This window comes from Variovorax sp. GW821-FHT09D07 (genome assembly GCF_059416345.1).
The window spans coordinates 455,685-468,497 of record NZ_JBWKOY010000004.1; the positions used below are offsets into that span (position 1 = coordinate 455,685).

11 protein-coding genes are annotated in these 12,813 nt (G+C 68.4%); 1 reads left to right on the plus strand and 10 read right to left on the minus strand.

The window, feature by feature from the left end; genetic code table 11:
- Positions 1-45: 45 nt before the first annotated feature.
- Positions 46-606 (plus strand): YggT family protein, encoded by a 561-nt coding sequence (locus AC07OX_RS17785; RefSeq protein ID WP_056572059.1) that lies wholly within the window; start codon positions 46-48, stop codon positions 604-606.
- Between the two features lie 78 nt (positions 607-684).
- Here AC07OX_RS17785 and accD read toward each other — a convergent pair whose 3' ends face one another.
- The 10 genes from accD to leuC all read right to left on the minus strand — a co-directional run bounded on the left by accD (position 685) and on the right by leuC (position 12,774).
- Complete coding sequence (accD, locus tag AC07OX_RS17790; RefSeq protein ID WP_390341941.1) at positions 685-1,557, minus strand: acetyl-CoA carboxylase, carboxyltransferase subunit beta; 873 nt, start codon at positions 1,555-1,557, stop codon at positions 685-687.
- A gap of 24 nt (positions 1,558-1,581) precedes the next feature.
- On the minus strand, positions 1,582-2,427 hold the full coding sequence (gene trpA / locus AC07OX_RS17795; RefSeq protein WP_495261009.1) for a tryptophan synthase subunit alpha: 846 nt from the start codon (positions 2,425-2,427) through the stop codon (positions 1,582-1,584).
- Positions 2,427-3,713 carry a tryptophan synthase subunit beta gene (gene trpB / locus AC07OX_RS17800; protein WP_070062261.1) on the minus strand — a complete coding sequence of 429 codons (1,287 nt, stop codon included), beginning with the start codon at positions 3,711-3,713 and terminating at the stop codon, positions 2,427-2,429. Before trpB ends, trpA begins: the two co-directional genes overlap by 1 nt.
- A gap of 47 nt (positions 3,714-3,760) precedes the next feature.
- Positions 3,761-4,504: a phosphoribosylanthranilate isomerase gene (locus AC07OX_RS17805; protein ID WP_495261008.1), complete on the minus strand. Its 744-nt coding sequence runs from the start codon at positions 4,502-4,504 to the stop codon at positions 3,761-3,763.
- On the minus strand, positions 4,501-5,325 hold the full coding sequence (truA, locus tag AC07OX_RS17810) for a tRNA pseudouridine(38-40) synthase TruA (protein ID WP_070062263.1): 825 nt from the start codon (positions 5,323-5,325) through the stop codon (positions 4,501-4,503). Before truA ends, AC07OX_RS17805 begins: the two co-directional genes overlap by 4 nt.
- A 31-nt stretch (positions 5,326-5,356) precedes the next feature.
- Entirely contained in the window at positions 5,357-8,152 is a 2,796-nt protein-coding gene (locus tag AC07OX_RS17815) for a FimV/HubP family polar landmark protein (RefSeq protein WP_495261007.1), read from the minus strand.
- A gap of 167 nt (positions 8,153-8,319) precedes the next feature.
- Positions 8,320-9,465 carry an aspartate-semialdehyde dehydrogenase gene (asd, locus tag AC07OX_RS17820; protein ID WP_062479697.1) on the minus strand — a complete coding sequence of 382 codons (1,146 nt, stop codon included), beginning with the start codon at positions 9,463-9,465 and terminating at the stop codon, positions 8,320-8,322.
- A 90-nt stretch (positions 9,466-9,555) separates the two neighbouring features.
- Positions 9,556-10,644, minus strand: coding sequence for a 3-isopropylmalate dehydrogenase (gene leuB / locus AC07OX_RS17825; protein ID WP_101493320.1), 1,089 nt, complete (start codon positions 10,642-10,644; stop codon positions 9,556-9,558).
- A gap of 43 nt (positions 10,645-10,687) precedes the next feature.
- Positions 10,688-11,338, minus strand: coding sequence for a 3-isopropylmalate dehydratase small subunit (gene leuD / locus AC07OX_RS17830; protein WP_062479700.1), 651 nt, complete (start codon positions 11,336-11,338; stop codon positions 10,688-10,690).
- A gap of 14 nt (positions 11,339-11,352) precedes the next feature.
- Positions 11,353-12,774, minus strand: coding sequence for a 3-isopropylmalate dehydratase large subunit (leuC, locus tag AC07OX_RS17835; protein WP_495261006.1), 1,422 nt, complete (start codon positions 12,772-12,774; stop codon positions 11,353-11,355).
- Positions 12,775-12,813 lie beyond the last annotated feature (39 nt).

The following is a 12,813-nucleotide window of genomic DNA, read 5'->3' on the forward strand; positions in this document are numbered from 1 at the left end:
GAACCTTGCGTGGCTATCATCGCATTCCGCTCACGGCTGCGCCCCATGCTCTATCAGATTCCTTCGTTTCTTCTCGACGTGATCGTCGGCCTGCTCGGCGGCGCCTGCCTGCTGCGCCTGTACATGCAGTACCACCGCGTGCCCTTCGGCAATCCGCTGGGGCGTTTCGTGTTTGCCATCACCGACTGGATCGTGCTGCCGCTGCGGCGCATCGTGCCCGCGGTGAAGCGCTGGGACCTCGCGAGCCTGATCGCGGCCTGGCTGCTGGTGATGCTCAAGTTCCTGGTGCTGTGGCTGCTGGCCGGCAGCCTAGCGCGGATCACGGCGCTGCCGCTGGTGTCGCTGGTCGGCCTGCTGCAGCTGGCGGTGTCGGGCCTCACGGCGCTGCTGGTGGTGTACGCGGTGCTGTCGTGGATTCCGGGCGCCTCGCCGATGCTGCTCGACCTGATCTCGCGTCTGGCCGAGCCGCTGGTGCGGCCCTTCCGTCGCTTCATTCCGCTGATCGGCGGCGTCGACCTGTCGCCGCTGGCCGCCATCGTGGTGCTGCAGGTGGTGGCGATCGTGCTGGGCAACCTGCTGGTCTTTGCGTTCCGGCTCGGCGCCTGACGCGTCGAAGTACCCCAGACAGCAAAACGCCCGCACCGCCTTTCGGCGTGCGGGCGTACAGGCCAGGGCCTGAGACGGTCAGAGCACCGCGTCAGCCGGCTGGCGCAGCAGCATGGCCAGCGTGCTGGCGATGGTCTTGCGCAGTTCGCGGCGGTCGCTGATGAAGTCGATCGCGCCCTTGGTCTGCAGGAACTCGGCGCGCTGGAAGCCTTCGGGCAGCGTCACGCGCACGGTCGATTCGATCACGCGCGGGCCGGCAAAGCCGATCAGCGCCTTGGGCTCGGCAATGACCACGTCACCCACGAAGGCGAAGCCGGCGCTCACGCCACCCATGGTCGGGTCGGTCAGCACGCTGATGTAGGGCAGGCCCTTCTTCGCCAGGCGCGTGAGCGCGGCGTTGGTCTTGGCCATCTGCATCAGCGAGAGCAGGCCTTCCTGCATGCGCGCGCCGCCTGTGGCGGTGAAGCACACGAAGGGCACCTTCTGCTCGATGGCGGTCTCGACGCCGCGCACGAAGCGCTCGCCGACCACGCTGCCCATGGAGCCGCCCATGAACTCGAACTCGAAGCAGGCCACGACCACGCTGATGCTGTGGACGGAGCCGCCCAGCACGACCAGCGCGTCGGTTTCGCCGGTGTTTTCCAGGGCTTCTTTCAGGCGCTCGGGGTACTTGCGGCTGTCCTTGAACTTCAGGGCGTCGACCGGCAGCACTTCCTGGCCGACTTCGTAGCGGCCTTCGGCGTCCAGGAAGGCGTCCAGGCGGGCGCGGGCGCCGATGCGGTGGTGGTGGCTGCAGCTCGGGCAGACGTTCTGGTTGTGCTCGAGGTCGGTCTTGTACAGAACGGTCTCGCAGGCCGGGCATTTGATCCACAGGCCCTCGGGCACCTGGCGGCGCTCGGACGGGTCGGTTTGTGCGATCTTGGCGGGTAGCAGTTTTTCAAGCCAGCTCATGGGGGCTCCTTGTGAGGGCAGTGATTATCGACCAGCCGCGTTCTTGGCCGTGGCGGCCGGCAGCGCGTCGAGCGCCTCCCGGATGCCGGCCAGGAATTCGCGCACCGTGGGCACCACGTTGTCGCGGGGCTGGTCTTCGATGAGTTGAATGATCTTGGTGCCGATGACCACGGCGTCCGCCGCCGAGCCGATGGCCTGCGCCGTGCGCGCATCGCGGATGCCGAAGCCCACGCCGACGGGGATGCTCACGTGCTCGCGGATGCGCGGGATCATGCGCCCGACCGCCTCGGTGTCGAGATGGCCGGCGCCGGTCACGCCCTTGAGCGACACGTAGTACACGTAGCCGCTCGCGATGCGCGCCACCTGCGCCATGCGCTCGGGGGTGCTGGTGGGGGCCAGCAGGAAGATCAGGTCGATGCCGGCGGTCTTCAGGTCGGCGGCGAAGTCCTCGCATTCCTCGGGCGGGTAGTCGACGACCAGCAGGCCATCGACGCCGGCCGCGGCCGCGTCGCGGATGAAGGCCTTCTTGCCGTGCACGAGGTCGTAGCGCTCGACCGGGTTGGCGTAGCCCATGAGCACGACCGGCGTGGTCGTGTCCTTCGTGCGGAAGGCGGCCACCATGGCGAGCACCTGCTTCATGCCGACGCCCAGCGCCAGCGCGGCCTCGCCGGCCTTCTGGATCACGGGGCCGTCGGCCATCGGGTCGGAGAAGGGCACGCCCAGCTCGATCACGTCGGCACCGGCCTCGACCATGCCGTGCATGAGCTCGGGCGTGATGTCGGCGAAGGGGAAGCCGGCGGTGACGTAGGGGATCAGCGCGCGACGGCCTTGCGCCTGCAGGGCCTGGAACTTGGCAGCAATGCGGCTCATCACTTGCCTCCCTTCACGCTCAGGCCGCGCATCGAGGGGCGGTCGTAGAAATCGACGCCCGACAGGTCGGCGACGGTGCCAATGTCCTTGTCGCCGCGGCCCGAGAGGTTCACGAGGATGGACTGGTCGGGGCGCATGGTCTTGGCGAGCTTCAGGGCGTAGGCCATGGCGTGGCTGGATTCGAGCGCGGGAATGATGCCCTCCGTGCGGCACAGGTAGTGGAAGGCTTCGAGCGCCTCGACGTCGGTGATGCCGACGTACTCGGCGCGGCCGATGTCGGCCAGGTAGGCGTGCTCGGGGCCCACGCCCGGGTAGTCGAGGCCGGCGCTGATGCTGTGCGTCTCGGTGATCTGGCCGTCGTCGTTCTGCAGCAGGTAGGTGCGGTTGCCGTGCAGCACGCCGGGGCTGCCGCGCAGGATCGAGGCGGCGTGCTTGCCGCTGTCCAGGCCTTCGCCGGCCGCTTCCACGCCGATGAGGCGCGTGCCCGCGAACGGAATGTAGGGATGGAAGATGCCGATCGCATTGCTGCCGCCGCCCACGCAGGCGACCACCACGTCGGGCTGTTTGCCCTCGGCTTCACCGGTGATGCCGTCGGCCGCCAGCATGGCGGGCATCTGCGCGATGCACTCGGTGCCGATCACGCTCTGGAAGTCGCGCACCATCGTCGGGTAGGGGTGCGGGCCCGCCACCGTGCCGATGATGTAGAAGGTGTTTTCGACGTTCGTGACCCAGTCGCGCATGGCCTCGTTGAGCGCGTCCTTCAGCGTCTTGCTGCCCGACTCGACGGGCACGACGGTCGCGCCCAGCAGGTTCATGCGGTAGACGTTGGGGCTCTGGCGCTTCACATCCTGGCTGCCCATGTAGACCACGCACTCGAGGCCGTAGCGCGCGCAGATGGTGGCCGTGGCCACGCCGTGCTGGCCGGCGCCGGTCTCGGCGATCACGCGGGGCTTGCCCATGCGGCGCGCGAGCATCGCCTGGCCGATCACGTTGTTGATCTTGTGGGCGCCGGTGTGATTCAGGTCCTCGCGCTTCAGGTAGATCTGCGCGCCGCCCATTTCACGGCTGGTGCGAGCGGCGTGGTAGATCGGCGAGGGGCGGCCGACGAAGTGCTTCAGCTCGTAGTGGAACTCGGCCAGGAAGGCCGGGTCGTCCTTGAACTTCGCATAGGCGTCGCGCAGCTCATTGATCGCGTGGGTGAGCGTTTCGCTCGCGAAGGTGCCGCCGTAGGGGCCGAAGTGGCCGCTGGCGTCGGGTTGCTGGTAGTCCTGGAATTGGCTTTGCATGGTTCTCGATCGATGGGCCGCAGCCCGAATGCGATCGGGTGCGGCGGCTAACTGGAGAAGGACGGAGCGTCGGCTGCCGAGGCTTTGACAGTGTTCGCCGCATCTGCGGCTCTCACGGCGGCGACGAATGCCCGGATCTTTCCGGCGTCCTTGAGGCCCTTGTGCCCGGGACCGTCGATTTCGACGCCCGAGCTCACATCAACGGACAGCGTCTTGCAGCGCGTCCGCAGGCTGTGAATGCCATCGCTCACGTTTGCAGGTGTGAGCCCACCACTCAAGACGAGGTGAGCGTCGACGGCGGGTGGAAGAAGTGACCAATCGAAAGCCTTGCCGCCTCCGCCATAACCTTCGACATGGGCGTCGAGCAGGATGGCCTGGGCGCGGGAGTAATCGGACGCGTATTTTACGAGGTCGAAGCCGGCCCCGGCAGCCCCCAGTGGAATCCGGGCGGCGCGCATGTAACGAAAGCGTCCCGGGCCGGTGGCTTCCTCGCACTGTTCGGGTGTTTCTTCCCCGTGGAACTGCGCGATGGCGCCTTTCACGCGGGCCAGGGAGGCCAGGACTTCGGGAGCGTCCGCGTTCACGAACAGCAGCACCGGCGTGATGAAGGGCGGCAGGCGCGAGGCCAGCTCGGCGGCGCGCTCGACGCTCACCGCGCGCGGGCTCTTCGGGTAGAGCACGAAGCCGATCGCGTCGGCGCCGGCCTCGACCGCCGCGTCCACATCGGCCTCACGCGTGAGGCCACAGATCTTGATGCGGGTGCGCGGGGCGAGGGGGGCGGGAGATGTCATGGCGGGCCATCATACGAAGCCCGCTCGCCCTGGAACGTGGCCTCGGCCGGCAGACCCCACTTGGCGTCGTACAACGGGCCGAGGAAGTACAGGCCGTCGGCGGAGAAGGTGGGCGCCGCGACCTTGCGGCTGCGCGCCTCGAGCACCTCGGTGATCCATTCGGGCCGCTCGTCGCCGCGGCCAATGCGCACCAGGCTGCCCATCAGATTGCGGATCATGTGGTGCAGGAAGGCATCGGCCTCGAATTCGAAGTGCCAGCGGCAGCGCTCGCCGTCGCCCACGCGCGTGATCTCGAGGCGCCGCAGGTCCTTGACCGGCGAGAGGGCCTGGCAGGCCGAAGCGCGGAACGAGCTGAAATCGTGCCGGCCGACCAGCAGGGCCGCCGCGGCGCGCATCGCGTCGCCGTCGAGCGGGTACATCGACCAGCCGACCCGGCCCGCATCGAGGCTGGGCCGCACGGGCGACTGCGAGAGCACGTAGACGTAGCGGCGCGCCAGGGCGCTGGCGCGGCAATGGAATTCGTCGGGCACCGGGTGCGCCCACTGCACCGCGATGTCGTCGGGCAGGTAGCGGTTGGTGCCACGCATCCAGGAGAACGGGTCGCGTTCGATGTCGGTGTCGAAATGCACCACCTGCATCAGCCCGTGCACGCCGGCGTCGGTGCGGCCGGCGCACAGCGTGCTGACCCGGCTGCCGGCGGGCAGGCCGGCGAACTTTGCGAGGGCGGCTTCGAGCTTGTCCTGCACCGTGCGGCCCGAGCGCTGGCTCTGCCAGCCCTCGTATGCCTGGCCGTTGTAGCGGATGCCGAGTGCCAGCCTCACGAAGCGATCAGAAGGGCAGTCGGCAACCGGCTCAGCGCAGTTCGGCGAGCAACTGCTTGGCTTGCGACTTGAGGTCGCCGGCGCTTTCGGCTTCGACTTCCTCGACCAGCGAGCGCGCGCCTTCGACGTCGCCGATGGCCTGCAGTTCGCGGGCCAGCGAAAGCTTCACAGCGTGCGGGTTGTCGTCGCCGTCGTCGTCCAGCGCGGACGGCGAGGTGGCCACGGCCGCAGAGCGCGGTGCTTCGGCGGCGGCGGAGCGGGCCGGCAGGCCGGCGAGGGCGCTCATGTCGAACTCGATGAAGCCCGAGTCGGCAGGCAGCGTGTCGCGCAGCATGGCCGGGCGGGTGTTGTGCTCCGCGTCGTTCAGCGACGAGGGGCGCGTGTGGGCCGTCAACGCGCCGGGCGCTGTGTCGAAATCGTTTTCGAGATCGACAGGTGCCGCGGCGTGGCCGTTGCTCAACGGGGCCGGTGCGGCCGTCGGTGCGTAGACCGACTTCGGCAGGCTGGCACCCACGGGGGCGGGCGCCGGTGCGGGCGGCTGGGTCAGGTCGAGGTCGAAGTCCAGCGGTGCGACCGAGGGCATGAAGGCCGGCGGAGCCGACGCCACGGGCGGTGCGGCCGGGGGCGGCGGTGCCACGACGGCGGCTGCGACTGCAGCAGCCGGCTTGGCAGCAGCGGCCAGCGCGCCGGCGAATGCGGCGGTTTCGGCCTGGCTCGCGCCTCGTGCGGTGCCCGTGCCCGATTCGTACAGCGGGTTGCCCGGGTCGAGGTCCTTGCCCATGTCGACCACGCGGTTCCATTCGGAGCCCGCGCCGTTGGTCAGCTTGTGCACTTCGGTGGCCAGGCCGTCGAAGGCGCGCACGTCGCGGCGCTTGGCGTGGATTTCGAGCAGCTTGAGGTGGATCGCGGTACGGTCCGGGTTCAGGCGCAGCGCTTCACGCAGGATTTCCTCAGCCTGCAGGTCGCGGCCATAGGCGAGGTAGACGTCGGCTTCGGCGACCGGGTCGACATCGCCCGCGTCGAGCTGGCTCGGCGAGTACGACAGCGACGACACGGTGGAGTCGCCGCGGTTCTTGGTGTCGACCGATTCGCCGCCGCTGGCGCCGAAGAACGAGTCCTTGGGGATGCGGCTCTCGAGGAACACGCTTTCGCTCATTTCTTCGCGGCGGCGGCCCAGCACGCGGTACAGCAGGAAGCCGACCAGCAGCGCGATCAGCGCGGCGCCCGCGAGCATCAGCGGGTTGTCGAGCAGCTCCTCGAGGAAGCTGCGTTCCGGCGGGGGCGGCGGCGGTGCGGCCTTGACCACAGGCTTGGGAGCGACGATGGGCGCGGCGGCGGCTGCAGCGCTGGCTGCGGCTGCCACGGGCAGGGCGGCTGCGTCGGTGGCCGACGGTGCGGCGGGTGCTGCAGCGGAGGCCGCGGCGACGGGGGGCGTTGCAGCGGGAGCGGCTGCCGGCGCCGGCGTTGCCGGTGCGGTGGCTGCGGCGGCAGGGGCCGCGGCGGGTGCAGGAGCGGCCGCGACCGCTGGCGTCGGCGTCGTGGCACCGGCCAGCGGCGCGGGAACGGCGATGCCGGGCGTGGTGGCCGGCGCTGCAGGCGCGGCGGCCGGAGCGGACGAGCCGGTGCCCGTGCCCGTGCCGGTGCCGGCCTTGAGCTTGTTCAGCTCGTTGATGTTCTTCGTGAGTTCGGCGACGCGGTTGCTGCTGTCCTGCGCCTGGCGGGCCTGCGCGACCTTTTCATCGGCGGCGCGCGCGGCGGCGTTGCCTTGCGACACCGTGAGCTTGTCGGGTGCGCTGGCGGCGGCATTGCGGTCTTCCACGCTGGCCTGCAGCTTGCCCGAGGCCTGGCGGCTCGCGGCGGCCACGTTGGTGGTCGGGGCGTTTTCGGCGAGGCGCTGACGGTAGCTGCCGAAGTCGCGGCTTTGCGCGGTGATCGTGCGGCGCGCGTCGGCGGCTGGCACGGCGCTCGCTGCGGCGGCGTTCGGCAGGTCGAGCACGGCACCGGCCTTCATCCGGTTGACGTTGCCGCCGACGAAGGCGTCGGGGTTGGCGTTCAGCAGCGCGACCAGCATCTGGTCGAGCGAGACATCGGCTGGCTTGTGAGTAGAGGCGATCTTGCCGGCGGTGTCGCCACGGCGTACCGTGACTTGCTCGCCACTGCCGCCGCTGGGGGCAGCAACGGCGGCACGTGCCGGCGCAGGAGCCGGTGCGGCCGCAGGGGCCGGCGCAGCCGCAGCGGGTGCGGGCGTTGCAGCCACTGCAGGCGCGGGCTCGCGGCGCACGCGCGGGGCGGGCGCGGGGCGCTCGACCGGCGTGGCGATCTGCGGTGCGATGGGTGCGACCGGTGCGGCTGCCGCCTGGCGCGTGGCCGGCGGATCGAGCAGCACGGTGTAGTCGCGCACGATGCGGCCCGAGGCGCCATTGGCTTCGAGCAGCAGGTCGATGAAGGGGTCGTTGAGCGGACGGTTGCCGGCCAGGCGCACCACGTACTGGCCGCCGGCGCGGCGCTGCAGCGTGGCTTTCACATCGCCCAGGGCCGCGTTGTACGGGATGCCTGCGTTCTTGAAGGCTTCGGCCGTAGCGATGTTGATCTTCAGGCCTTCCGCCTCGTTGGCGGCCATTTCAGTGACATCGATCTCGGCGCGCAGCGGTTCGCCCAGTGCCGACTGCACCCGCAGCGGTCCCAGCGCGAAGGCGCTGGCGTCGGCGCTGGCCAGTCCCAGCGTCAGGGCCGCAGCGGCACCCAGGATGGAAAGGCGCCAGCCATTCGACGGCAGGGCGGGGCGGGCGGCCGAAGGGCGGGCCGCGGGCAACAGATGTCTTGTCATGCTGATAGGGGCGGCTCAGGCCCTGAATTTGTAAGAGGACGTTAGCATCATCAACATGCACTGACAAGGCAATGCGCCTGATCTACCCAGTGCGCGCATACTTCCGATGACATCCTGTGTTGCCTTTCGGCAACATTTTTGTATTTCAAGGCCCTGAGCTGCCCGCATCAGGCTTCGAGCAGGATGCGCAGCATGCGGCGCAGCGGTTCGGCCGCGCCCCACAGCAGCTGGTCGCCGATGGTGAAGGCGCCGACGTACTCGGGGCCCATCGCCAGCTTGCGGATGCGGCCGACCGGGATGTCCATGGTGCCCGTCACGGCCACCGGCGTCAGGTCCTTCACGGTGGCTTCGCGCGTGTTCGGCACGACCTTGGCCCAGGGGTTGTCGGCGGCGATCATCGCTTCGATGTCGGCCACCGGCACGTCCTTCTTGAGCTTGAAGGTCAGGGCCTGGCTGTGGCAGCGCATCGCGCCGATGCGCACGCAGAAGCCGTCCACCGGCGTGGCGGCGGTGCCGAAGCCCGCGCCCTGGCCGAGGATCTTGTTGGTCTCGGCGCCGCCCTTCCACTCTTCCTTGGACATGCCGTCGCCCAGGTCCTTGTCGATCCAGGGGATCAGCGAGCCGCCCAGCGGGGCGCCGAAGTTGGCGATTTCGGAGGCGCTCAGGTTCTGCTGCTTGTGCAGCACCTTGCGGTCGATCTCGAGGATGGCCGACTTCGGGTCGTCGAGCAGGGCGCGCACTTCGGCGTTCAGAGTGCCGAACTGGGTCAGCAGCTCGCGCATGTGCTGCGCGCCGCCGCCCGAGGCTGCCTGGTAGGTCATGCTGGTCATCCACTCGACCAGGCCGGCCTTGTAGAGGGCGCCCACGCCCATGAGCATGCAGCTCACGGTGCAGTTGCCGCCGACCCAGTTCTTGCCGCCCTTGGCGAGCGCGTTCTGGATCACGGGCAGGTTGACGGGGTCGAGCACGATGATCGCGTCATCGTTCATGCGCAGCGTGGAGGCCGCGTCGATCCAGTGGCCGTTCCAGCCAGCGGCGCGCAGCTTGGGGAACACCTCGCTGGTGTAGTCGCCGCCCTGGCAGGTAATGACGATGTCGCACTTCTTCAGTGCCTCGATGTCGTTCGCATCCTTGAGCGTGGTCTCGTTCTTGGCCATCGCCGGGGCCTTGCCGCCCGCGTTCGAGGTCGAGAAGAAGACCGGCTCGATGAGGCCGAAGTCGCCTTCGGCCTGCATGCGGTCCATGAGGACCGAGCCGACCATGCCGCGCCAGCCCACGAGGCCGACCAGAGGTTGCTTGGATGCGTTCGCCATTTCAGTTTGCCCTTAGTGAAGAAAGAAAAAATCAGTCTTTTTTGCCCCCGACTCGTCGGCCGGGGGAGGGCGTGACGAAGCGGGCTGCGGTTAGCCGGTAATCGTCTTTTTGGTGATGGCTGCTACGACCGCGTCGCCCATTTCGCGGGTGCCGACGCGCTTCGTGCCTTCGGACCAGATGTCGCCCGTGCGCAGCCCGGAGGCGAGCACGTGCTTGACCGCCGACTCGATACGGTCGGCAGCTTCGGGCTGGTTGAGGGAGAAGCGGAGCATCATGGCAGCGGACAGGATTGTAGCCAAAGGATTGGCAACCCCTTTGCCAGCAATGTCGGGCGCGCTGCCGTGGCTGGGCTCGTACAGGCCCTGGTTGCTCGCATTGAGCGACGCCGAGGGCAGCATGCCGATGGAGCCGGTGAGCATCGCGGCCTCGTCCGAGAGGATGTCGCCGAACATGTTGCCGGTGACGACCACGTCGAACTTCTTGGGCGCCTTCACGAGCTGCATGGCCGCGTTGTCGACGTACATGTGGTCGAGCTCGACGTCCGGGTACTCCTTGCCGACCTCGGTCACGATGTCCTTCCAGAACTGGAAGGTCTCCAGCACGTTGGCCTTGTCCACGCTGGTCACGCGCTTGCTGCGCTTGCGGGCCGCCTCGAAGGCGACGCGGGCGATGCGCTCGACCTCGGGGCGCGAGTAGCGCATCGTGTCGAAGGCTTCTTCAGCGCCGGGGAAGTGGCCGTCGGTGGCGATGCGGCGCCCGCGCGGCTGGCCGAAGTAGATGTCGCCGGTCAGCTCGCGGATGATGAGGATGTCCAGGCCCGCGATCAGCTCGGGCTTCAGGCTCGAGGCGTCCACCAGCTGCTCGTAGCAGATGGCGGGGCGGAAGTTGGCGAACAGGCCCAGGTTCTTGCGCAGCCCCAGGATGGCCTGCTCGGGACGCAGCGGGCGGTCGAGCTTGTCGTACTTCCAGTCGCCGACGGCGCCGAACAGCACCGCGTCGGATTCCTTCGCGAGCTTCAGCGTCGATTCGGGCAGCGGGTGGCCGTGCGCCTCGTAGGCTGCACCACCGACCAGGGCCGATTCCATCTCGAACTTCAGGTCGAGGACTTCGAGCACCCTGACGGCTTCCGCCACGATTTCGGTGCCGATGCCGTCACCCGGGAGAACTGCGATTTTCATAAGTTGGTCTGAGGTTTTTTCTTGAAAACGGAAATGCCGCCGATCACGAGATCATCGTGTGCGCGAGCCATGGCTTCTGCGCCAGGCGCTCGGTCTCGAAGGCCTTGATCTTGTCCTTGTGGCGCAGCGTCAGGCCGATGTCGTCCAGCCCGTTGATCAGGCAGTACTTGCGGAAGGCCTGCACGTCGAACGCGAACTCCTGGCCGTCGGGCTTCACCACCACCTGGCGCTCCAGGTCGATGGTCAGCGTGTAGCCCGGGAAGGCGAAGGCCTCGTCGAACAGCTGCGAGACCTGCGACTCGGGCAGCACGATCGGCAGCAGGCCGTTCTTGAAGCTGTTGTTGAAGAAGATGTCGGCGTAGCTCGGCGCAATGATGGCGCGAAAGCCGTACTGGTCGAGCGCCCACGGCGCGTGCTCGCGCGACGAGCCGCAGCCGAAGTTCTTGCGCGCCAGCAGCACCGAGGCGCCCGCGTAGCGCGGCTGGTTCAGCACGAAGTCGGGGTTCGGCTTGCGGCTGGCCGGGTCCTGGCCCGGAAAGCCGGCGTCCAGGTAGCGCCACTCGTCGAACAGGTTCACGCCGAAGCCGGTCTTCTTGATCGACTTGAGGAACTGCTTGGGAATGATCGCGTCGGTGTCGACGTTCTCGCGGTCCATGGGGGCCACGAGGCCCTTGTGCACGGTGAATTTCTGCATGTGATGTCTCCAGATCAGGCGAAGGTGCGCACGTCGACGAAGTGGCCGTGCACGGCGGCAGCGGCGGCCATCGCGGGGCTCACGAGGTGGGTGCGACCACCCGCGCCCTGGCGGCCTTCGAAGTTGCGGTTCGAGGTCGATGCGCAGCGCTCGCCGGGCTCCAGGCGGTCGGCGTTCATCGCCAGGCACATCGAGCAGCCGGGCTCGCGCCATTCGAAGCCGGCGGCCTTGAAGATCACATCGAGCCCTTCGCGCTCGGCTTGTTCCTTCACCACGCCCGAGCCGGGCACGACCATCGCGAGCTTCACGTTCTTCGCGACCTTCTGGCCGAGCTTCTTCACCACGGCGGCGGCTTCGCGCATGTCCTCGATGCGGCTGTTGGTGCACGAGCCGATGAACACCTTGTCGATGAAGATGTCGTTCATGGCCTTGTTGGGCTCCAGGCCCATGTAGACCAGTGCGCGCTCGATGGCGCTGCGCTTGCTGGCGTCCTTTTCCTTGTCGGGATCGGGCACGCGGCCGTTGATCTCGACCACCATCTCGGGCGAGGTGCCCCAGGTGACCTGCGGCTGGATCTGCGCAGCGTCGAGCTCGACCACGGCGTCGAAGGTCGCGCCGGGGTCGGACTGCAGCGTGCGCCAGTAGCTCACGGCCTGGTCCCATTCGACGCCGATGGGCGCGAGCGGGCGGCCCTTCACGTAGGCGATGGTCTTTTCGTCGACCGCCACCAGCCCGGCGCGCGCGCCGGCCTCGATGGCCATGTTGCAGACCGTCATGCGGCCTTCCATGCTCAGGTCGCGAATCGCCGAGCCGGCGAATTCGATCGTGTAGCCCGTGCCGCCGGCGGTGCCGATCTTGCCGATGATGGCCAGCACGATGTCCTTGGCCGTGCAGCCCAGCGGCAGCTTGCCTTCGACCTTCACGAGCATGTTCTTGGCCTTCTTGCCCAGCAGCGTCTGCGTGGCCATCACGTGCTCGACCTCGCTGGTGCCGATGCCGTGCGCGAGCGCGCCGAACGCGCCGTGCGTGGAGGTGTGCGAGTCGCCGCAGACGACCGTCATGCCCGGCAGCGTCGCGCCGCTTTCCGGGCCGATCACGTGCACGATGCCCTGGCGCTTGCTCAGGAACGGGAAGAACGCGGCGGCGCCGAACTCGGCGATGTTGTGGTCCAGCGTGGTGACCTGTTCCTTGCTGGTCGGGTCGGCAATGCCTTCGTAGCCGCGCTCCCAGCCGGTGGTCGGCGTGTTGTGGTCGGCGGTGGCCACCACCGAGCTGATGCGCCACAGCTTGCGGCCGGCTTCGCGCAGGCCTTCGAAGGCCTGCGGGCTGGTCACCTCGTGCACCAGGTGGCGGTCGATGTAGAGGATCGCGGTGCCGTCTTCCTCGGTGTGGACGACGTGTTCGTCCCAGATCTTGTCGTAGAGCGTGCGTGCCATGTCGGTCTCTTGTCTTTCGTGGGGAAATGGATTGTCTGT

What these genes read in the sequence shown, in the direction of transcription:
- asd (WP_062479697.1), bottom strand. Translation starts at nt 9,465, where the DNA reads ATGGCGAACGCATCCAAGCAACCTCTGGTCGGCCTCGTGGGCTGGCGC.
- leuC (WP_495261006.1), bottom strand. Translation starts at nt 12,774, where the DNA reads ATGGCACGCACGCTCTACGACAAGATCTGGGACGAACACGTCGTCCAC.
- leuD (WP_062479700.1), bottom strand. Translation starts at nt 11,338, where the DNA reads ATGCAGAAATTCACCGTGCACAAGGGCCTCGTGGCCCCCATGGACCGC.
- leuB (WP_101493320.1), bottom strand. Translation starts at nt 10,644, where the DNA reads ATGAAAATCGCAGTTCTCCCGGGTGACGGCATCGGCACCGAAATCGTG.
- AC07OX_RS17815 (WP_495261007.1), bottom strand. Translation starts at nt 8,152, where the DNA reads ATGACAAGACATCTGTTGCCCGCGGCCCGCCCTTCGGCCGCCCGCCCC.
- AC07OX_RS17785 (WP_056572059.1), top strand. Translation starts at nt 46, where the DNA reads ATGCTCTATCAGATTCCTTCGTTTCTTCTCGACGTGATCGTCGGCCTG.
- AC07OX_RS17805 (WP_495261008.1), bottom strand. Translation starts at nt 4,504, where the DNA reads ATGACATCTCCCGCCCCCCTCGCCCCGCGCACCCGCATCAAGATCTGT.
- accD (WP_390341941.1), bottom strand. Translation starts at nt 1,557, where the DNA reads ATGAGCTGGCTTGAAAAACTGCTACCCGCCAAGATCGCACAAACCGAC.
- trpA (WP_495261009.1), bottom strand. Translation starts at nt 2,427, where the DNA reads ATGAGCCGCATTGCTGCCAAGTTCCAGGCCCTGCAGGCGCAAGGCCGT.
- trpB (WP_070062261.1), bottom strand. Translation starts at nt 3,713, where the DNA reads ATGCAAAGCCAATTCCAGGACTACCAGCAACCCGACGCCAGCGGCCAC.